The 21,626-nt window shown below is 59.6% G+C and carries 18 protein-coding genes; 5 read left to right on the plus strand and 13 right to left on the minus strand.

Annotation, left to right across the window (positions count from 1 at the left end):
* Positions 1–20: 20 nt before the first annotated feature.
* Positions 21–830, minus strand: coding sequence for a DeoR/GlpR family DNA-binding transcription regulator (locus tag AC0L15_RS12445; protein WP_287248582.1), 810 nt, complete (start codon positions 828–830; stop codon positions 21–23).
* A 213-nt stretch (positions 831–1,043) separates the two neighbouring features.
* Here AC0L15_RS12445 and AC0L15_RS12450 point away from each other — a divergent pair, with 213 nt between their 5' ends.
* From AC0L15_RS12450 to ggt, 3 genes are all read left to right on the plus strand, one after another.
* The gene (locus tag AC0L15_RS12450; RefSeq protein WP_287248584.1) at positions 1,044–3,146 is read left to right on the plus strand and encodes a bifunctional rhamnulose-1-phosphate aldolase/short-chain dehydrogenase; all 2,103 of its coding nucleotides are present in this window, start codon (positions 1,044–1,046) and stop codon (positions 3,144–3,146) included.
* A gap of 178 nt (positions 3,147–3,324) precedes the next feature.
* On the plus strand, positions 3,325–4,617 hold the full coding sequence (rhaI, locus tag AC0L15_RS12455; protein WP_473496396.1) for an L-rhamnose catabolism isomerase: 1,293 nt from the start codon (positions 3,325–3,327) through the stop codon (positions 4,615–4,617).
* 364 nt (positions 4,618–4,981) lie between these two features.
* Positions 4,982–6,715, plus strand: a complete 1,734-nt coding sequence (ggt, locus tag AC0L15_RS12460) for a gamma-glutamyltransferase (RefSeq protein WP_287250679.1) — start codon at positions 4,982–4,984, stop codon at positions 6,713–6,715.
* Between the two features lie 10 nt (positions 6,716–6,725).
* Here the strand turns inward: ggt and AC0L15_RS12465 are convergent, their stop codons facing one another.
* The 12 genes from AC0L15_RS12465 to AC0L15_RS12520 all read right to left on the minus strand — a co-directional run bounded on the left by AC0L15_RS12465 (position 6,726) and on the right by AC0L15_RS12520 (position 18,690).
* Positions 6,726–7,070, minus strand: a complete 345-nt coding sequence (locus tag AC0L15_RS12465; protein WP_036263803.1) for a hypothetical protein — start codon at positions 7,068–7,070, stop codon at positions 6,726–6,728.
* A 757-nt stretch (positions 7,071–7,827) separates the two neighbouring features.
* Complete coding sequence (locus AC0L15_RS12470; RefSeq protein ID WP_023803281.1) at positions 7,828–8,268, minus strand: hypothetical protein; 441 nt, start codon at positions 8,266–8,268, stop codon at positions 7,828–7,830.
* Between the two features lie 421 nt (positions 8,269–8,689).
* A complete protein-coding gene (locus AC0L15_RS12475) occupies positions 8,690–9,229 on the minus strand; it encodes a hypothetical protein (protein ID WP_473496397.1) in 540 nt (179 codons plus the stop codon).
* Positions 9,230–9,274: 45 nt separating this feature from the next.
* A complete protein-coding gene (locus AC0L15_RS12480; protein WP_473496398.1) occupies positions 9,275–9,592 on the minus strand; it encodes a hypothetical protein in 318 nt (105 codons plus the stop codon).
* A 390-nt stretch (positions 9,593–9,982) separates the two neighbouring features.
* Positions 9,983–10,873, minus strand: coding sequence for a hypothetical protein (locus AC0L15_RS12485; protein WP_473496399.1), 891 nt, complete (start codon positions 10,871–10,873; stop codon positions 9,983–9,985).
* The gene (locus AC0L15_RS12490) at positions 10,833–11,381 is read right to left on the minus strand and encodes a hypothetical protein (protein ID WP_473496400.1); all 549 of its coding nucleotides are present in this window, start codon (positions 11,379–11,381) and stop codon (positions 10,833–10,835) included. Before AC0L15_RS12490 ends, AC0L15_RS12485 begins: the two co-directional genes overlap by 41 nt.
* A 63-nt stretch (positions 11,382–11,444) precedes the next feature.
* Complete coding sequence (locus AC0L15_RS12495; RefSeq protein ID WP_473496401.1) at positions 11,445–12,368, minus strand: endonuclease/exonuclease/phosphatase family protein; 924 nt, start codon at positions 12,366–12,368, stop codon at positions 11,445–11,447.
* 98 nt (positions 12,369–12,466) lie between these two features.
* Entirely contained in the window at positions 12,467–13,810 is a 1,344-nt protein-coding gene (locus AC0L15_RS12500; RefSeq protein ID WP_473496402.1) for an MBL fold metallo-hydrolase, read from the minus strand.
* A complete protein-coding gene (locus AC0L15_RS12505) occupies positions 13,792–15,624 on the minus strand; it encodes a gluzincin family metallopeptidase (protein WP_473496403.1) in 1,833 nt (610 codons plus the stop codon). The genes AC0L15_RS12500 and AC0L15_RS12505 overlap by 19 nt, the downstream gene beginning before the upstream one ends.
* Positions 15,625–15,684: 60 nt before the next feature.
* Entirely contained in the window at positions 15,685–16,512 is an 828-nt protein-coding gene (locus AC0L15_RS12510) for a S1/P1 nuclease (RefSeq protein ID WP_473496404.1), read from the minus strand.
* A gap of 418 nt (positions 16,513–16,930) precedes the next feature.
* Positions 16,931–17,272, minus strand: coding sequence for a hypothetical protein (locus AC0L15_RS12515; protein WP_473496405.1), 342 nt, complete (start codon positions 17,270–17,272; stop codon positions 16,931–16,933).
* Positions 17,273–17,274: 2 nt separating this feature from the next.
* Positions 17,275–18,690 carry a hypothetical protein gene (locus tag AC0L15_RS12520; RefSeq protein WP_473496406.1) on the minus strand — a complete coding sequence of 472 codons (1,416 nt, stop codon included), beginning with the start codon at positions 18,688–18,690 and terminating at the stop codon, positions 17,275–17,277.
* A 389-nt stretch (positions 18,691–19,079) separates the two neighbouring features.
* Here AC0L15_RS12520 and AC0L15_RS12525 point away from each other — a divergent pair, with 389 nt between their 5' ends.
* Both AC0L15_RS12525 and AC0L15_RS12530 read left to right on the plus strand, forming a co-directional pair.
* Positions 19,080–20,594, plus strand: coding sequence for a DUF2235 domain-containing protein (locus AC0L15_RS12525; protein WP_473496407.1), 1,515 nt, complete (start codon positions 19,080–19,082; stop codon positions 20,592–20,594).
* Between the two features lie 14 nt (positions 20,595–20,608).
* Positions 20,609–20,839, plus strand: coding sequence for a hypothetical protein (locus AC0L15_RS12530; RefSeq protein ID WP_473496408.1), 231 nt, complete (start codon positions 20,609–20,611; stop codon positions 20,837–20,839).
* Positions 20,840–21,626 lie beyond the last annotated feature (787 nt).

The following is a 21,626-nucleotide window of genomic DNA, read 5'->3' on the forward strand; positions in this document are numbered from 1 at the left end:
TCCATCGCCGCTGCGAACCCTCAGGCCTGCAGCGAAGATTCTTCCCTATTGCCTGCCGTTGTGCGGGCGACGACCAGCGTCACACCGGCGGCCTCCAACATCTTGGCCTCGCGATCCTCGATGCCGTCGTCGGTGATGACCGTGGCAATGCGCGACAGGCCGCACAGGATCAGGCTCGAGCGTTTGCGGAATTTTGACGAGTCGACCAGCACCACCAGTTCGTCGGCCTGATCGATCAGTTTCTGCTCGGCCTGGATCAGCAGTGGATCGCCTTCCATCAGGCCGAGTGGCCCGAGCCCTTGCGCGCCCATGAACATGCGGCGCGCATAGAAATTGCGCGTCACGTCATTGTCGAAGGGCGACAGGATGATGTTCTGCTCGCGGTAGATGGTGCCGCCCGACAGCATCACCGTGTTCTTGGAGTGCTTGAGCAGGTGCTCGGCGATCGGAAAGGAATTGGTGAAGATCGGCATGCGGCGGCCGGTCAGGAAATGCACCATCTGGAAGGTGGTGGTGCCGCCATTGATGATGATCGGCTCGCCGTCATTGCACAGTTCCACGGCGTCCCGCGCGATCGCCCGCTTCTGCACAGCGTTGATCGTCTCGTTGACGGAAAAAGGCCGGCCGGCAAGGCCGATGAATTGCGGCGGGGTGATCGCCTCGGCGCCGCCACGCACCCGGCGCAGGCGCTTTTGCACATGCAGTGCGGCGATGTCGCGCCGGATCGTCGCCTCGGACGAGTCTGTCAGGTCGACCATCTCCTGCACCGTCACCACAGGCTTTTCCTGGACGGCGGACAAAATGATCCTGTGGCGCTCTTTCTCGTGCATGGTTCCTCCCTGCCTCAGCATCTAGGCACCCAAAACGCGCAGTGTCAATCATTTCCGATCATATAATTCCATTGTGCAGTGCAGTATGATCAATCTTGATCGTTTGTGATTGACAATGCCGCTCCTTCCGTGGACATTCGACCGAAGCTGACCCGCTATGCGGTCGCAATTGACCGCACCGTTTGCGCGTCTCACGTCACGGGAGGATTACCTATGCTTGACAAGCGCTCCGGCACGCGCCTCACCAATCTTTGGGATGAGGCGACAGCCCGGGGAATGAGCGAGCCGGAACGTCTCGTCTATCGCTCGAATGTTCTTGGCTTCGACAAGCGCGTCACCAACTATGGCGGCGGCAACACCTCTTCCAAGGTATGGCAAAAGGATCCACTCACCGGCGAAAGCGTGGAAGTGCTGTGGGTGAAGGGCTCGGGCGGCGACAGCGCCTCGATCAAGCTCGACGGTTTCGCCACCCTCTACATGGACAAGTTGCGCGCGCTTAAGGGTCTCTATCGCGGCCTCGAGCATGAGGACGAGATGGTCGCCTATCTGCCCCATTGCACCTTCAATCTTAACCCACGCGCGGCCTCGATCGACACGCCGCTGCACGCCTTCGTGCCGAAGCCGCATGTCGACCACATGCATCCCGACGCCATCATCGCGATTGCCGCCGCCAAGGATTCGCAGGCGCTGACCAGGGAGATCTTCGGCGACGCGATCGGCTGGCTGCCATGGAAGCGTCCGGGCTTCGAGCTCGGCCTGTGGCTGGAAAAATTCTGCTCCGAAAACCCTGAGGCCAAGGGCGTTGTGCTGGCAAGCCATGGCCTGTTCACCTGGGGCGACACCCCAAAGGAATGCTACGAGACGACGATCTCGGTGATCAACCAGGCGATCGACTGGTTCGAGCGCAAGTCTGAAGGCAAGCCGATCTTCGGCGGCGAAGTCGTCAAATCGCTCGACGCGCCGGCGCGTCGCGCCGTGGCCGCAAGGCTGATGCCGAGGATCCGCGGCCTGATTTCGGAGAATAGTCACAAGCTCGGCCATTTCGACGATTCGCCGGCCGTGCTCGAATTCGTCAATTCGAAGGATTTGCGCCCGCTGGCGGCGCTCGGCACCTCCTGCCCGGATCATTTCCTGCGCACCAAGATCCGGCCGCTGGTCATCGAATTCGATCCCAAAAATCCCGATGTCGACGCCGTCATCGCCCGTCTCGCCGACGATTTGGCGGAGTATCGCGTTGGCTACCAGGCCTATTATGACAGGTGCAAGCATGCGGATTCGCCGCCGGTGCGTGATCCGAACGCCGTGGTCTATCTGATGCCCGGCGTCGGCATGTTCACCTTCGCCGGCGACAAGGCGACGGCGCGCATTTCGGGCGAATTCTACGTCAATGCCATCAATGTCATGCGCGGTGCCTCGACAGTGTCGACCTATGTCGGCCTGCCCGAGCAGGAAGCCTTCGACATCGAATACTGGCTGCTCGAAGAGGCGAAGCTGCAGCGCCTGCCCAAGCCGAAAGCGCTTGCCGGCCAGATCGCGCTGGTCACCGGCGGCGCCGGCGGCATCGGCCGGGCGACGGCCAACCGGCTGCTGCGCGAGGGCGCCTGCGTCGTGCTGGCCGACATCGACGAGACCGCCCTTGCCAGCGCCAGTGACGAATTGGCCAAGGCCTATGGCAAGGATTTCGTGCGGCCGGTGGTGATCGACGTCACGTCAGAGGACCAGGTGATCTCCGGTTTCGCCGAGACGGCGGTCGAGTTCGGCGGCATCGACATCCTGGTGTCGAATGCCGGCCTGGCAACCTCGGCGCCGATCGAGGAGACGACGCTGGCGCTGTGGAACAAGAACATGGACATCTTGTCGACCGGCTATTTCCTCGCGTCGCGCGAAGCATTCCGGCTGTTTCGGGCGCAGAAGATCGGCGGCAATGTCGTCTTCGTTGCCTCCAAGAACGGGCTTGCCGCATCGCCCAATGCCGCCGCCTATTGCACGGCCAAGGCCGCCGAAATCCATCTGGCGCGCTGCCTGGCCCTGGAAGGCGCGGAGGCCCAGATCAGGGTCAATGTCGTCAATCCCGACGCCGTGCTGCGCGGCTCGAAGATCTGGACCGGCGAGTGGAAGGAACAGCGCGCCGCCGCCTACAAGATGTCGACTGACGACCTTGAGGAACACTACCGCTCACGCTCGATGCTGAAGCGTTCGGTGTTCCCCGAAGACATCGCCGAGGCGATCTATTTCTTCGCCTCCGACATGTCGGCCAAGTCGACCGGCAATATCGTCAATGTCGACGCCGGCAACGCCCAGAGTTTTACGCGCTAGGCGATCATTTTTTGAGGGTGGCGCTGCCCCTCACCCTCACCCTCTCCCCGCGAACAACGGGGAGAGGGGGTCGCCAATGCCGGACACGCTTGTCCTTCTCCCCGTCGCTATACGGGGAGAAGGTGCCGGCAGGCGGATGAGGGGCAGCGCCAACCGAACGCATTTGGGAGGAAGCACCATGTCCGAAACCATCATCTCAGCCGACATCGTCGACAAGGACAATCTCGCGCGCGCGGCCGAGCTCAAGCGCGATTACGATGCGCTCGGCGAACGCCTCGACCGCCGCGGCATCGCCGTCGACGCCATCCGCGACAAGGTCGAAAAATTCGCCGTGGCGATCCCGTCCTGGGGCGTCGGCACCGGTGGCACCCGCTTTGCCCGCTTTCCCGGCGCCGGCGAGCCGCGCGATATCTTCGACAAGATCGAGGACTGCGCCGTCATCCGGCAGTTGACGCAGGCGACACCCACGGTCTCGCTGCACATTCCGTGGGACACGGCCGACCCGAACCGGCTGAAACAGGCGGCCTCGCGCTTCGGCCTCGGCTTCGACGCCATGAACTCCAACACGTTCTCCGACGCCAGTGACCAAAAACTGTCCTACAAGTTCGGTTCGCTGTCGCATGCCGACGCCGGCACCCGCCGGCAGGCGGTCGAGCACAATCTCGAATGCATCGAGATCGGCAAGACGCTGGGCTCGAAGGCACTGACGGTGTGGATCGGCGACGGCTCGAATTTCCCCGGCCAGGTCAATTTCGCAAAGGCGTTCGAGCGCTATCTCGACGCAATGAAGGAGATCTACGCCAAGCTGCCGGACGACTGGAAGCTGTTCACCGAGCACAAGATGTACGAGCCGGCCTTCTATTCGACGGTCGTGCAGGATTGGGGCACCAACTACATCATCGCCAAAGAGCTCGGCGACAAGGCCTTCTGCCTGGTCGACCTCGGGCATCATGCGCCCAACGTCAACATCGAGATAATCGTGTCGCGGCTGATCCAGTTCAAGAAACTCGGCGGCTTCCATTTCAACGATTCGAAATATGGCGATGACGATCTCGATGCCGGCTCGATCGATCCCTACCGGCTGTTCCTCGTCTTTAACGAGCTGGTCGATGCCGAGCTTGCCGGTGCCGAAGGTTTTGATCCGGCTCACATGCTCGACCAGAGCCACAATGTCACCGACCCGATCGAAAGCCTGATGTTGTCGGCGGTCGAGGTGCAGCGCGCCTATGCGCAGGCGCTGCTGGTCGATCGCCAGGCGCTGGAAGGCTATCAGGATGCCAACGACGCGCTGATGGCGACGCAGACGCTGAAAGCCGCCTATCGCACCGATGTCGAGCCGATCCTCGCCATGGCGCGGCTGAACACGGGCGGCGCCATCGATCCGGTCGCCACCTATCGCGCCGCCGGCTACCGAGCCAAAATCGCGGCGGAACGGCCGCCGATTGCGGGTGGCAGCGGCGGGATTGTTTGATACCGGCCTGAAACGAAAAAACCCGCCTGAGGCGGGTCGCGGTGCGATGCGAGAGAGGCGTCGGCTAATTTCGACAGCCTTCGCTTGTCATCAGCCTACCTACGCTGCGACGCAACTGCCAAATCTCCGCCATCTGCGATTAGCTACAAGCCAACACGCCTTCGTCATCCTAGGGCGGAGCAGGAGCGAAGCGACGTTGCGGAGACCTTAGGATCCATGCCGTTACACCAGCCGAAGATCGCAACGGTGGTTACGAACCGAACCGGCGTAGGCGCGCAAGCCCGGCGAAATCTTCTTGATTGTCAGTAGACTCGCCCGCTCCAAACGGCTTTTCTAGGCGCATCCCACGCCTCGGAGAACGGCCATGCACCGCCGCACCCTAATCGCACTCAGTCTTTCCCTCACCTTGACCTTTGCGCCGCTGGCGGCCGCATTAGCCGCCTCGCCGCAGCCGGCGAAGGGCGAGCATGGCATGGTGGTGACCGCCCAGCATCTGGCGTCTGAAGTCGGCGTCGAGGTGCTGAAGAAGGGCGGCAACGCCGTCGATGCCGCAGTCGCCGTCGGCTACGCACTGGCTGTGGTCTATCCAAACGCCGGCAATATCGGCGGTGGCGGCTTCATGACCATCCGCTTCAAGGACGGCCGCTCGACGTTCCTCGATTTCCGCGAGCGCGCGCCGCTCGCCTCGACGAAAACCATGTATCTCGACAAGGACGGCAAGCCGGTGAAAGGCGCCAGCCTCGACGGTTACCTCGCTGTCGGCGTGCCGGGCTCGGTGGCAGGCTTCGAGACCGCACGGGAAAAATACGGCACGCTGACGCGGCAGGACTTGATGGCGCCGGCCATCCGCTATGCCAGGGATGGTTTTGTGCTGGAGCAGGGCGATGTCGCCTCGCTCGAAGGCGGCGCCGCGCGGCTGGCCAAGGACCCGGCCGCGGCCGCCATCTTCCTGAAGCCTGACGGCAAGCCCTATGCCGTCGGCGAGCGCCTTGTCCAGGCCGATCTCGCCGCCTCGCTCTCGGCCATCTCGGAACGAGGTCGTGATGCCTTCTACAAAGGACCGATCGCCGACGGCATCGTCAAGGCGAGCGCGCAGAAGGGCGGCATTCTGGCCAAGGCGGATTTCGAGACCTACGCGGTCCGCGAGCTCGAGCCGGTGACCTGCAATTACCGAGGCTATGAGATCACCTCCTCGCCGCCGCCGAGCTCGGGCGGCGTCATCATTTGCGAGATACTCAACGTGCTGGAATTCTACCCGCTGTCCTATCTCGGCGCGGGTTCTGCCGAAACCGTCAAAGTCATGGTCGAGGCGATGCGTCACGCCTATGTCGACCGCAATTCGGCGCTCGGCGATCCCGACTTCGTCGACAATCCGGTCGAAAAGCTGCTCGACAAGAACTATGCGAAGGAAATCCGCGAAAAGATCGATCCGTTCCGGGCCGGCGTGTCGCAGGATCTGATGCCGAAGGGTTTTGGCGAGAGCCAGGAGACGACGCATTATTCGATCGTCGACAATGACGGCAACGCCGTCGCGGTGACCTATACGCTGAACGGCTCGTTCGGCGCCGCTGTCGTCGCCGACGGCACCGGCATCCTGCTCAACAACGAGATGGACGATTTCACCCAGAAACCGGGCGTGCCCAATCTCTACGGCCTCGTTCAGGGCGAGGCCAATGCGATCGCCCCGAGGAAGACGCCGCTGTCGTCGATGAGCCCGACCATCGTCGCCAAGGACGGCAAGCCGTTCATGGTCATCGGCAGCCCCGGCGGCTCGCGCATCATCACCATCACGCTGGCAGCGATCGTCAATGTCGTCGATCACGGCATGAACATCCAGGAGGCGATCGACGCGCCGCGCATCCACCACCAATGGCTGCCCGACACGGTCTATGTCGAACCGTTCGGCCTGTCGCCCGATACCGAAAAACTGCTTGCCGGGAAGGGCTACCGCCTCGACGTCACCGATGCGACCTGGGGTCAGGCGGCCGGTATCCTGGTCGGCGGCAAGAGCCTGACCGAGATCGAAAAGGGCGGCGGCGCCCGCTACAATGGCGCCATCGACAGCCGCACCGCGTCCGGCGAGGCGATCGGATATTAATTTCTTTCGGTCAGATGACCAGCGTTATGGTGGACGCAATCAGCATCACCGCCGCGATGCCTACGAACAAGGCATAAATACGCGGCCGATCGAGCAGCAGCGCATTTCCCGATATCCACGCCGCGGTGGCGCCGCCAAGCGCGTACAGGAAGCCGTTACGGTGCCCCAGGGCAAGGTTTGCGGCCATCAAGCCGCCAATGATGAGGGCGCCGAACACGATGATCACGGCGACCGCGTATTTCTCGAAATCGTTGCTGGCCACACCCGGACCCATCACGTTCAACGTCGTCAGGTCGTCCGGGTCGAAGGGGCTGGCCGACCCATATTCGTCTTGACCGGCAGGCTCGTGCATCATTCATTCTCCTTGAAGCGGCAACAAATCATCAAGCCTTGCCGAGTGCAACCGGATCGCGACGCGTTCAATGCCATCGGCACGGTCTTGAACACTTTCTGGCCGCAGCTTGCTACCGTCTTTTTGGATTTAATGCATGTCGCGCAAAAGTGTGCAGCGGTTTTGCGGTAACGACATGCAAAAAAACAACAACCTGAAGCGCGTCGCCGGTCAAACGCGACGCGCTTCAGGTCGGATCGTGCTGCCGTTCCAGGCTATCTGTCGCACTGGAATCGCCAGTCAGGGCGTTTTGTCATGAAGGGCCACCGCTCTGGAAGCGGATTAAGAACCGCTGTCCTGGCTTCGGCCTGACTGCGCCTGAAGTTGCCGGTGGCCAAGATTGGGCCGGCGGCGAAGATTGGGTTGGTGGTGAAGAGTGGCCGGCGCCACTTTGGGGGGCGTTGGGGTAGATTGCCTGATGGGCGCCGGCCAAGCGGAAATCAGGTCCGCCGCGAGCAAACATAGCAAGGAATGGCGCGGTATGGCAGTGGTGTGATCGCGGAAGATGGTTCGCGCTTTCCCGGTGCGGTGTCCCATTATCGGTCAACCCGTCTGGCACCTGAATTGCACAGTAAGCAATGCCGGGGCAACGGCCCGGAAGTCGTTCCCGAATATCGAGCCTCGCCGCTTCGCAAATGGAGCGGCGGGCCTTTTTGGCTAGAGCATCGGCCCCGAACGTGGCTACCGGTTGCGGCAGCGTTTCGCAGCCCGCCGAGATTTGTCAGGCGGCGGGAGCCGGCGGCAGTTCGAACAGATGGGCGCCATTCTTCTGGCCCCGCTCGACATAGCCGATTATCCGGAACCATTTTGCGACGTCCGGTCTCTGGAGCCAGCTGCGCGAGTGAATGGGGAGGTTGCCTGCAAGCGCCTGGATATGGCGAATGTGCCGCTTGCAGAAGCGAACGGTCGCGGCGCTGAAGAAATCTTCCTGCGCGGCGAACAGCGTATCGGCAGCGTCGCTATTCTCGTGCCAGGCGATGAGCGCTACGGTTTTTTCGCCCTGCACGAGCGCATGAGCACGGCCTTCCTTCAAGTTCATCATCAGATTGTCGTAGGCGATCTTGCTGTCCTTGCCGGCCGCGACGTACTCGTCCGATATCCGCTTGGACAGATCACGGAAAACACTTTCCAGATCTCCAACCGTTGCTGCGCGTGCTCTCATTTCGCCTCCTGGAGCCCCAACGGGCAGTTTGCCCTAAGGATAGGGGATCACCAAGCAAATCAAATCCGTCATTCGCCCAATGCGAGCAAACAGTTTCGCCAGTGCCGGCCCTGTCGGGGCGCCGGAAAAAATGATTTGAGGTCGCCGAGAACCGCTACGCAACCTCCCGCAACACGGCGACCTGAATTTCCCCAACCGATTTCAGTCAAGCGGGCGTCATGCGCAACTTGCTGAAATTGCATTGGAAAAATGGTGCCCAGAGGCGGAGTCCAAGCGATGGAAAACTCGCTCTGTTTCCAAATGGTTAGAGGTCCGCTATAGCAGGACTAGCCAACAAAAATACCAACAAAATATTTCTGTGGATTGGTTCGGTTCCAGCTATCGCTCTATTCGCTCAATGCCATCGCGTCCCAACCTTATCTCAAAAGCCCATGCTGTCGCTACTCGAGTTTGGTCCAGATAGGACCTCTCGATCGCATTGCATGGTGCGTGAGCTAATCGCAGTTCCGCTCCCTCCGATTCCCGACCTCTGATCGCTCGACCATTGAAGATGGCGGAGAGATCGTCTTTCGATTCCCTTCCCATCCCATTGGAAATAACTGCATCCTGCTCGCAAAACTACAGTCAGTATGCGATGTGCCCGTTTCCTCAGCGAGCCGAGATCGGGCAGCAGGTGCTCGTGGAAATGCTTCACATTCCATCCAAGGTAGCGATAGCGATAAAGTTCCAGCATCTCTTCAATCGCTTCGGCAGGCACCCGACGGGTCGAAATCTTGCCCAAACGCCGCTCGAGCAACCCAACTTCCTCAGCCTCTTGTAACGGTCGCGGGCGAAATTGCCGCCCCGACATGCCAAGCAACTCGCCTGCCTCCATCATCGAAAGATCGCCGCCATTCCAGCGGCTCAAAACCTCTACAAACTCCTGCATTCTCCGGTCATTTAGCCATGCTGTCCGTTTCATCCCCACCTCCGTGCGCTGGCGAAAACCGGACGACTCACGTGCGACCTAATCTGGACAAGTACGCACGCGCTGATGCGCTGCCTTCGCCAGTTCCTTCGATCGTTTCTTGAGCAGCGAATTCGCCTCCTCTCGGAAGTCATCCCCTAGACGGTCGAGCAAAGCATGGATCGAACGCGGATCCTTGAGGTCTGCGAGGTGGGCTGGGTCGCCGCGCCGAATTAGGGCGTGTAGCCAAGCCCATTGCCTCGGCCTCGGTTGGTCAAACAAAGTGGCAATCAGTTCCGCGGGCTCGGCATCGGCCTGTCGCTGTCGCAAGGCGACGAGCGCCGCCTTCTCGACCGCTTCTGAGTCGTCGCCGGCCAAGGTTCCAGAAACTCCACCGACTCCTCGATAGGCAGCCATCCCGCAAGTTCAGCGGCGATGAGGCGGCCCGTACTGTCTGTGCTCTCGCTCATGCTGGTGAGCGTTTCGATCAGGCGTTGCCGCGGTGCGGCACGGCGCAGTAAGCGGCCAATTTGATGGCGAACGGGGACCGGCGCTGCGGCATAGTCTGCGAGCAAGACGTCCGCTCCCCCTTCGGCGTTGATCGCGCGCCGGTTGTTGGTCCTTCCCTATCCCTCTCCACCCGTTGGCCGGCGGATCGATCGAGCCATATACCGGCGATGACCGCGATCAGGCCGAAGGCGCCATTTCGTGCAATGCGGCGCCGGCTTGAAGGGTCCGCCCGTCCCAATTTCAACGCGGAAGCCAATACTATCGCTTCTGATAGAGCGGCTGACGAACACTTTGATCTCCGCGCGCTTTCTCATAGCTGTCCAGCAATGCCTGCGATCCCGCAGTAGCACTGATTGCGTGATTAATGAGCAGCAATCGATATTCAAGATTCGGGTGAGACTGCCCATGATCCCAGAATATTCGGGGATCTCCAAGGGACCGGCATCCGAAACAGCCGAGCGTTGCCTCGCTTGAGACCACGAAGGAGAGGCTGCTCAGGAACATAATCGCCTCGGTAGTGCCGAAATAGAGGTCGTAGTTATCGATCGGCGAGTCGCCATTTCCGAGTCGGCCAAATTCCCGTTTCAGGATTGTCGCAACGTAGTCGTCGGCTTGGCGCTCCCGCGCTTTCGCCTCGGTCTCGTCGTTGTTTGGCACGGCATCGGCTGTGGCCGGAAGGAACGCACCGTAGTGCTTGTTCGCGATATGCCCCAGCTCATGCAGGAGCAGGAACACGAGCATCGAAATCTGCTTGTCCTGCATGAGCCCATTGTCTTTCGACAGCACCGCGAAGTTCCGTTCGAAATGAACGCCGCTGATCACAATCGCCCTGCAGCCTTCGGGTACTTCCGCGACGACTGGCCTGGCTTGGTCCGGCCTGATGTGATGGACGGGGATGCCATCGCTATCCGCGTTATCTTCCGTCGTGTTTGAGAAAAAGAGCTCTAGTTGTGGATCGCGCACGGCCGCGTTGACAATGTCGATCGCCCGTTCGATTTGGGCATCTGTCAGCTTCGTGCTCCGCAGGGCAAAATCACAGGCGGCGACGGCGTTGCCGAGGCTCAGAATTAGCCCCAACGACGCGAATGACAGCAGTCGTATGGGCATTTCATGCCTTGCACCGGTTCGCGAACCGAAGAAGGTCATCAAGGTATTGGCGCGCCGCCTGCGCGTCGGTTTCATCTCTGACCGAACTGAGCGTTTTCGCGGCCTCTTGTTCAATGTTGTCTACGCAGGCGAAACGGCTGTCGGCGACGCCATTCAGATAAGTTGCACCAGATGTCGAGACGGCAGCACCTGCGCCGTGCAAACCGATAGCAAGGGTCAGGAGGGTGCTGGCCCTGGGTCCCCATTGGATTGCCTTCTGCAGGCCAGCGAGAACGGTGGTTCCGGCTCCGAATACGACGACCAGCATCAACAACCATTGTGCCCAGGATTTGGTCGCAATAGTCGCCTCGTTAATGCTGGTCGCGATGGCATTGGCTTCGCTGATAGCCTTGTTGATTTCATCCGGTGGCAGCGGGAGAGCGCCGTCGAAGCCCGATCCAATTCGCGTGAAATCGCCGACGATACGAAGGGCCTCCGGCGTCAGGGCGAAGGTGACAAGGAGGCCTATAGCGAGAATGGCGATGCCTATCGCAATGAGTGTCTGCCCCATGCCCCCTCCACGTCGATCAACCAACATACACCGCTTGCCCTCAGGCGATGAGAGCCGAATTCTTCACGACTGCGTTCCGCTCACAGCAGCCGCAACTTCGGAGCCGCCAAAATCATCGTCTCGACGCACCACGATCGAGGTTTTCACCAAATAGTGGTCGGAAAGATACTTATCATGCGCCAAGGGGCTTGCCGATCTCAGAATATACTGGCGACTAAACCGGAATGTCTTCCTCTCGACTCCGCGCGGGATAAAGATGCGGTCGAACGGCGCATCATTGCCGATCGCGTACGTCGGGATGTCGTCTTCGTTTAGGTCTTCATAGCCGTTGTCGATAAATGCCTGGATCGCCCTTTCGTCACGCCTCTTGCAGTTCGTGTCACCGAGGACGATGATATCGCGCTCGGCGAACGCCTCGCTAATAGCGCCGAGCTGAGCCATCAATTCGCGCGCCTCATGGTATCGTGTCTGCATCACGACGTGGCGTTGCCCGACGTTCGACTTCATGTGAAGCGGGATCACCACAAAGTCCGTCAGCTGTATGGCTGCGTCTTCACCCGGTCGCGCCGCAAACTTCATCGCATGCGGATGCCTGTCCCAAAGGGAGAACCTGTCTCCGTTGTCGTCCATTGCCTGGTTCGACACGTTGACTCGCAGCGTCTCGCCGACTTTTGTCACTCGGGAGGTGTTCCAAGCGATGCCGCAAAGCTGGCTTCGATCGCTCGGATCACGATTCGGGAAGATTTCGTACTCCCAATGATTGCCGGTGTGCTCCTCAACGAGATCCAAGGACGATCTAAGAAACTTGTTTCCAAGGTGGCCGCCCGGTGCAAAGTCATCTGTGATATAGAGTTCCTGCAGCGCTAGAATGCTGACGCCGGAGAGTTCGATGTGCTCGGCGATGGCGTACTGGTTGTTAGGTGAATCGTCCACTCGTCCGAAATGTTCGATGTTCCAGCTGCCGATGTGTATGTACCTTGGTTTCATGCGACCCTCCCTTTGCCAAACGATGGTTCATGTCATGCGGGAATTGCCAAAGCACTGTTGCTGCGGCGCCGCGCGTATCGAAATCGATGATCGAGCGCTCACGCCGCGTCGATCTCGACGTCCACATACGTCTTGCCGCTGAGAATGCACTCGAGGTCCGTTCGAAGCGGCTGCGGCTCCAGGAGCCATCGCTCCTCCCGTTCTGCGTAATGCGGCAGGTTGGCGGCGTCGGCCGCGCCAAGGCTATCCAGGTACCTTCGAGCGTTGCCGACGCGCTTGCCCAACTCGAGGAGAAGCTCACAGCGCGGGATGCTTGGATACGAATTCCCTCGTGCCGTTGATACAAGCGCTTTCGCCGTTGGCTGCTCTCCATCGGCGGGAAGGGGAAGGATCGCATTCAGAATCCTGGCAGGTTCGCTTTCGTCATTTCCGCGGCTGGACCAGGGCGTAGCGTTCTCACTGCCATGATGGCCGATTTTGAGAAAATCGATCGGCGCGGCCAGAAGTTCGGACCGCTTGTTCCACATTGTGTTCCAGGAGCCGTTCGCCTGCGTGGCGCTGAACCTATTGGTCCATTCTGCATCGCCGACGAACAGGAGGCGCCGTCCCTTCCATTCGATCAGCAGAACGACACTGGTGTTGTTGATGACTTTGTCGTTCTCCTGCGTGAACGCGAACAGGCCCGACATCATCCGCGATCGCAGACGCCGGAAATCGGAACCGCTTATGCTGTCCGGCCGAGCCCGGGGCTCATCACTGAGCGGTCGCAGAGCCCCGGTCGTCTCATTGAAGGCGTGAACGATCTCCGTCCCCTCATCACCGAGATAGTAGCGGTCGATATTCTCTTCGGGACCGAGAACCTTGAGAGTGGCGCCCTGCAGGGTCTCGATCGCCAACTCATCTTCGGTCATGTCGGCATGGACGTATTTGGGCTCGATCGCGTTTCGGGTTGGAAGCGTGGTTCGCAACGCCTCCATCGCGCTGTCATTGCCGAGCTCATAGAGGGCAACGAGGCCCTGGAGCTCAGGGCTCAGGGACAGATTTCTTGCCGCAAGATTGCGCATGGCCCGCGTCGCAAGTCGGTTGAGGGCAAAGGCGTGTTCGGCTTGAGGATGCTGCGCGTTCATCGCCGCGCTCATCCAGATGTTTTCGACTCTGATGCCGTCGAAATCCTCGGGGTTGAATCCCTTGATGTGGTCGGCATGTTCATGTGTCACGACCAGGAGGTCAAGGCGGACCTGGCCACCGCCGGCATCTGGCAGGACCTCTTTCAGGTCTGCGATCGCATGCTTGAGCAGCGCCGCCCGGCCCTTTGAGCCGCAGTCTATGAGGATGTGGAAATCGTCGACCGCGCCGTCCTTCTGACGCGCCTTGGGAATGCGGCAATAGATGCAATCGCCGAGCTCGACATCGTAGGCGCGGATTAGGAGCTTATCTGCCACTGCACATCTCCCATTTCATCGTCACGATCGTCGTGAAGGCCGATATGCGGGGCCAGATGGAAACGCACCGTGCCGTCGATCACGCGCGAGCTGAGAGGGGCTATGCTCTTCTTAAGCAGCCCAGCCTCGCCGCCAATCGGATTGTTGATTCTGCCCGCCGCAATCCGGCGCGCCAACGCCGAGAGGAAGGCCGCTCTGCGTTCTCGTCCTTCCTCAAGCTCATCATCGGCATCCTGGCCTGTACCAAGCTGTGGACCTGTGCCTGGCTTCCGGGCCCAGTGCAGGACGTTACCGTTTTCATCAAGCGCAATCGTGCCGCCACACAGCAGACTTGTGGTCTGGCCCTCATAGGCGCCGAATTCAGCATCGTTTAGCTCGACATCCTCGCGCCAGACATATTGGACGAGGACCTGCTTCGGCTGTCGGCGCCCGTCGATGGTGAACTTCTGCGCGGTCGTGACCTCAGGAAGAACAATGTCTGCCGTGTACGGAATGAGCAGCGACTTACGGTTGTCGTCGAGAAAGCGATAGGCGTACGCCCGCGAGTTCGCGATGGTTTCGACATCGTGAAATATCTCGACGGGGAGACGCCGGAACGTGACCCTGGCTCGGCTTAGTCCTTCCCGCTCCGCCTCCTCGATCAACCCTCGCTTTATGAACGCGTCGAGCATCATCGCTCGTTGGCAGTCCGGATCGCTCGGATTGGCTATCTCCTCAGCTCGAAGGACGGCGAGCGCATAATCCCTGAAAGTGACGTCCACGGGCGGCAGAAGATCGAGCGGTTGTACCGCAACATTCTGCATCCGCCGCACGGTGTATGAAAACGCCTCAGCGACCGTGAATTTCTTTTCATCGATATAATATCGCGACAGCCGTCGAAGAATGTCGAATATGGTTCCGGTCAGCACTTCCGACATGAAGTGTTGCGACTGGCTGTCTTTCACCGAAGCGAAGGTCTGCGTATTCAGAGCGCTACGCAGGTAAGGCCGGTCCTGCACTTGTTTGCCGAATTCGTCGGCGATGCTGGACAACGCGCTCTCGCTGTCGAGGTCGCCTTCTGTTTTGGCGACGAGCTGGGCTCGGAACGCGTTATTGCGGAAGGCGATCAAGATTGCGGCCATGTCGCCCATGAACTCGTGAAATCCCGCGGTCTCGGGCAGCACGGACTCGTTATAGTAGGGACGTAGACCATCGAGCACAGCATGGCCGAACTCGTGGTTGATGATGTCAGCCGAAAGGCAGGTAAAAACGCGGCCGGCAGGTCGATCAAAGTAGTAGAACTGGAGCGACTTGCTCTCCCGATCGTAGTAGGCGTTTTCGCCGTATCCGGCGTGGGGAACAACGATCAGCCGGTTGCCCTCGAAACCCCAGCGGATTGGCCGTCCCAATCCAAACCCATTCTCAAAGAAATCGAGTCCGTTCTGCAATGTCGCCCAGACGTTGACTTGGTGAAACTGAGGTGTGTTCCGCTTGTTGCGGTTCACCTGATCGCCATCCTGGTCGAGAAAAACGCTTCGTCGAGGATCCCATTTCGCCGGCACGGCAAGGGACTCGGTGCCGCCGTCATAATCGACCACCACAAATCGAGCACTGGTTGGACCATCGCCGAGCCCCGGCTCCCAAGGCACCAGAAATCCATCCGCGAAATCGAAGCTTTGGTCGGACGCGGTGATGGCCGGATCCTGAAAATAGACATCGAACGGGATGCGTAGGTTCAGTTCTGCTTGGACATCCCGCTGCAGGTATCGTCGTGCCGCGTACAGCTGCCTTCGAGCCGCCGGCGAAATGGATAATTCTTGCGTCGCTGTTGGCATGTCCCCTCCCGCGCCGGAATTCTCCTGGCCAACTCACAAACGCTTTACAACGGCGTCTACTCAGTCACCCGGTAGGCAGCTGCTGGTCGAGAAAGCCCTGTTGAGAAGTTCCGCCAATCGAAGGCCCGCAGTTCCCAGCTGCTGGTCGATCAGAGGAAGATTCTCATTCCGATAAGCATCATCCAGCACGATGTTATTCGGCACGTTGGCGATCAGTCTGACTGCGATGCGGTGGCTCTCGTTGGCCCAGTCGGTCGTTCTACCGGCAGAAATAGCAGCGACGTCAGCCGTCCTGAGCCAACCGGTTTCGAGGCGCTCGACATAGCTACCCCATGACCAGGCGGTCTTGTCGATCAGAGCAGTGTCCCAAGCTGAGTGCACGTTTGTGTTGAACGGGAGATCTCCGTTCACCCCCTCCTGGGTGGTTATCGTTACATCGATGCCGTTTCCGCCGCGTTCGTCCTTGATGGCGTGCAAGGGTTGGTGGAGATCTCCGATGAGGTGAACCAAAAACTTCAGCGCCCGCTGCCGCTGTTCCATCGGCGCAGTGGCACAGCTCACGAGCGCGAGTTCCCGGTCGATCGCTGCGATGATGCAATCACCCAGCGCGGGATCGGGTGTGCAGTCGCGAGTCGCGTCATAGGCTGTGGCTCCGGATGATATTTCGACGAAATGCCACCGGGTCGTTTTACGATCTCGAGCGCGTTCGTCATCGGCCCAACTACCGATGGATGCGAGTGAAGTACCCGGCCCCAGGATGGATTCGACGCCGACGGCGGCCGCGTCGTTCAAGCGATGCTGCGCGATCTCCGCAACAATGGAATGACCAGACGTGCCCCAAGCATACGCACTATGAGTTACCGCAAGCACACCCAATGCTGTCAGCATAAATGTCCGCATTATGCGCGTCCCCTCAACATCTACATTACGACATCCTTTTTGTGACAGATGCAAGACGACGGCATGGGGACGACGGACGAGGTGAAGGAATCTTAAGATTGGTTGCTGAAGCTGCGATCCAGCCATGGCGCAATAGCGAGCTAGACCCGTGCCGATGATAGTGGCTCATGGCAGACTTACCTAAATTCACACTCTCCTACGATCGCAAGAAGCAGGATCGGGCCCTGAAACAGGATGGCTCAGACCGCGCCAAGAGGCGCTTTGAGGTACAACGGAGACATGAAGAACACGTACCGGTGACGCCCTGGCCGCCGCGCGAGCTTTGCGAGGTCTGCTTCAATCTTCCCGTTGTTGCGCGGCGTCACCGCGGCGAAAGTCTCTGCGCCAACATCACCCGGCTTCACGTTCATGATATCGCGGTCGAGCGTTGTATGGGCACCGGGCGCGAGGCACAAGCCCCGATATTTGGGTGCAGCTTCAGCAACTGCCTCGCGGCGGAAATCGCGACTGCGAATGTCCAGGTTTGATTGATCTGCTCAATGAAATTGAGCGCGCGATCCTCGATCGGATGAAAGGCGATAGGCTCGAACTTGATCCGCCGCGGCATGTCGAGCGGGTCTCCGGTTTGAGCGGATATGCAGTCGCGCGTTCGCGCGGCCGACGCACGCATGAGCGACATCAGTTCGTCCGCTTCTTCTGGGCAGCTGACGGTCAACGCAGTCGCCATGGCGATCCGACGAACTTCCAATCTCAATTCCCCATCATGCGTCCGCACCAGAACCGATAGCTGCTGGTGCGCCGGTCGTCGACGACGTGCCCGTGGATCCCCCGAGCTTCCACGGCAGCGAGAGTGTCACCGATCCCCACGATCCTTTCCCGGCTCTCGACCGTCGTGGCCAGGGCGGCTCTCAGGCCTTCAAACGCCAGGATCTCGTCATGGAAATTGTGGGCCGATCCGTGATGGGGCAGGGTCAATACACCGACGTTGGATGAGTACGGCTGATAGAAGTTCAGCCAAGGGTCGCGCCGTGGCTTCTGCTTCAATGCGGAATCCCCTGTTCCCAGCCAGCCCACCGGTTCAACGAAGCCGACGTATCGATGCGGATAGTCCTCATACGGCCATCCGTATCGATGCCAGCGACGATCGCCGCTACCCGAGCCAGGGCTTTGGCAGTATGGTCCGGAATAGAGCGACATCGACAGGCCGTTGTGACCGCGTCCGAAGTGCTCGCCGTAGAGATGGAGGAGCTCCTTGGTTTTCTGAGGCGAGCAAAGAAAATTCATCAGCTTCGCTGCGAGCTTTTCCTGGTTGCCGCCTCTGATCCTCAGTGCCTTTGTGACCACTCGCTGGAAGCGGGAACGAACGGCCTTGTCGACCGGATGCACATAGGGGAGCAGGATCCAGTCGCCGACCTGCCAATGTGCATATTCGTGATAGCGCCATTCCAGCCGTATGGATGAGCCCGCTCCCGCAAAAACGGCGCCTTCGCTGGCTTCCCGCCTCACTTCGTTCGCGGCTGTCAGACCTTCCGGGACTTGTCCTCTTGGCTTACGCAGGCGATGGGCAAGCCGGACGCCGGGGTTTTTCCTTTCCGGCAATGCCATCGGCTCCCGACGGTCGTCACCGCCGCCGTCGTCGATCGGACCATCGGGCTCCAACGGCGCACCCGGCCGCGGGGCATCACCATCATCAGCCTCGAGAAAGATGACGTACCTCGCACCGCGGTTCAGCCACCAGCCCGCCGGATTGGCGAAATACTCGCGCGCCGACGTTGAAACGGCGCCGGACTCCGTGTCCGCCAGAATGAAGATCAGACGCTCGATGACGTCGAGATACGGCACGACGACGGTCTCTGCTGGCGCGATGGCTTGCAAGCGTTCAATGCCATTGATGTGATCGGAGTGGAGGTGGGATACGAAGAGAATGTCCGTGCGTCCCTCGCAACTCAGGCGGTGCGCGTTCAATGCGCTCTTGAACGCATTGCCGTGCTCGGACCCGCAATCATAAACGTAGTGGAAGCTGTTGATCTCCGTGCAGCCGACCGGCTCTGCCCCAGTTCTTGGTGGCTCGAAGATCTGGATGCGTCCCGTGTGGAACCCACCATGTCCCACGGCATGTTGCACGCGACTCACGCAAGCTTGCAGCACGATGAAATTACCCCCCAAATAATTCCCTCACGAGGCTTATAGCAGCATTCCTCGCCATTTCTTCGCTAGCGATGCGAATAATGGCGCGAGTCCGGTCCAATCTGCATAGATTCTTCATGGTGAAAAGTCGCACATATAGGGGAAAATTGGGCAGAGTTCGCTCATGGGTTGAGTGCCAGGTGCGGAGCAGTGTCGTGCGCTTGCCAGGCAGTGCTGGTAGCCGGCGCTCCCAGCGGCGAATCTCATCAGAATCGGGATCAAAACTGGGAATAAGGGGTACTGGCGAGGATCCAGGATGCGCACCGGGTCCCCGCTATGACTTCTACCAAGAATATTGTGGAACGAGCCGAGGCTCCGGAAGCACCGCGGGACGGGCGGATGTATTATCGTTGATAGAGGAGCGGCTCATGATAAAAAACATTGTCATATTTTCTGACGGCACCGGTCAGGAGGGCGGCATCCGGGTCGAGCAGCGCTTGAGCAACATCTACAAGATGTATCGCATTTGCAGGGTCAGCCCAGAAACAACCATCGATCCTCGCGAGCAGGTTGCGTTCTATGATCCTGGACTCGGAACCGAGACAACAGCGACGGGCTTCACCAGCGTAGTGCGCTGGGTGCAAAAGACGTTGGCTTCTGTGTCCGGCCGCGGGATAACCACCAACATCGTCGATTGCTACGAATTTCTGATCAATCACTACGAACCTGGCGACAGGATTTTCTTGTTAGGCTTCAGCAGGGGAGCCTACACGGTACGGAGCGTGGCGAACCTGCTGATGCTTTGCGGGATTCCCAGGCGCGATGGGGATCAACCATTACGCCGCTTCAGGAAGGCCGTCCGTGATATCGCGAGCAGTGCAGTTCACAACGTACTGGAGCACGGGGCAGGGCACCCGCGCGCCAAGTTTGAGGACGAAAGGCTGGAGCTCGCACGCAGGTTTCGTGCTCGATACGGCACCGATCATGAATCCGGTGAAACCCACCGCTCAAATGTGTCGCCATACTTTATCGGCGTGTTTGACACCGTAGCGGCTCTTGGCGTCAAAGGTCCGATGGCGATCGGCATCAAGATATTCTTGGCTGCCGGCGCTGCTCTGCTCGCAGCGGCACTCGCGTTTGTGCCTGCGCTTGTGGTGGCCGGAGTTCTTTCCCTTTTCGGCTTCGCATTCTGGTGCTCGGTGCTGGCATTGGTCGGGCTGGCAGCGGTCGCTGGCAGTGTTCTGATTACTTGGCAACAGCGCAGATCGATCAGAAAAGTCATCCGCGACTTCCCGAAGCCCGGCGACAAATCCTCTCATCTTGCCGAGTGGAAAGGGGAACATTTCGACCGCCTGCTCAGCCGATTTGTGGCATATGCGCGTTCCGCGAACGCCATCGATGAAACGAGAGAAGACTTCGCTCGCGTGGGTTGGGGCCCAACAAGGGAGATGCCGGAAGAGCGGAACGGCGTCCCTACCTTCAAACAGTTGTGGTTCGCCGGCAATCACTCCGATATTGGCGGCAGTTACCCGGAAAGTGAATCGCGACTCGCGGACATTGCCTTGCAATGGATGATCGAAGAGGCGCTGGAAGTGCCCGGCGGTCTTAAGAGCGGACCAGTGATTGTCGACGGCAAACGTCTGCCGCAGACTTCAGAGAACGGGACGCCCCTCCACCTCTTCCCGAGAGCCGACGGCCTACAGCATTGCGAGGTCGCGGGCATGCAGGATGCCCTGGAGGCTCGCATTCCCCGCTGGCTGAGCCGGTTCACCAGCGGCCTTGGATGGAAGACCAAGATCAGGGAAATCAATCCCGAGGCTCCCGTCCATCCTACCGTAGAAGAGCGGTTCCAACTCATGCAAGTTCCGCAATGCGCTGGGTCCGGACCCTACCGCCCTGAGGCCTTGCGGAATCATGAGAAGTTTCGCGCCTACTATGAATAAAATATTCGAAGTGCATGAAAAATATTTCGCGTGCACGCCCACTGCGACAGCCACTTCTCGCGTCTAAAACGCTGTTGCAGGGCGTCGATCTTGACTGGACGAGACCACGGGATATCTTCTCCGCGCTTCTAGAAAAAGCGGCGCCGGGCACCCCGCTTAGCCGCATGATAACCGACGACAGGCTGGCCAAGTACGTCGAAGATAAAAAGAAACAGCACCAGCTCAACCTGGCGCTGCCGACATAGCTCCTCAAACAAGACACGGGCTGCCAACTACGATGGCATTCGGCCCTGGACACATGTGGAGAAGATCATGCGGTTTGCATTGATAGACAGCGTGCGGTCCGAAGCATCGCCAGGGTCAATTGGTTACCGTCCTGGATGCTCGGAGCCGATGATTGCGAAGTGTGGGAGGCGAAAGATCTGGCATTGGGCGAATCGCGGTAGGAGAACCTGCGATCCATGGTGGGAACCTGAGACCGTATGGCATCGTATGTGGAAGGGCCATTTTGCTTCGGGCTGGCAGGAAGCGATTCAGCGTGACGACGCAGGAGAGAAACATATAGCGGATGTGAGAACCGAGAGTGGCCTGGTCATCCAGCACTCACATCTCCCTGAAAGGAACGGTCGGCGCGCGAGGCCTTTTATCAGAATATGGTTGGGTTGTGGATGGACGCGCCTGAAAGAGATCACCCATGATTTCTGAAAGGACGGACACTTCTTAGACCGACGTGGTTGAGGGGCGTTTTTGTTGCTCAGTGTCCTCAGGAGTGCTTTCCGGCCGGGTGGCTTAACTGCACAATGCCGGTCTTCTTAGATTTTGAGGCTGTCGAGCAGTCGGGTACATAGCTCGCCACCCTTTGGTGCTTGCTCCCGGGGCGGGTCGAAGGACAGGCGGTCATCGCGGCAGTTTCGCAGCCCGCCTTTTTTCGGGCAGCCCGGGAGAGGCCCAAATCATTCCTAGCTGAACGATCGTGGAAACGATTGTACCGGCTTGAGGCGTTAACGAATGATCGCTGAACTAAACGCCAGA

It is taken from the genome of Mesorhizobium sp. WSM4846 (assembly GCF_055811415.1).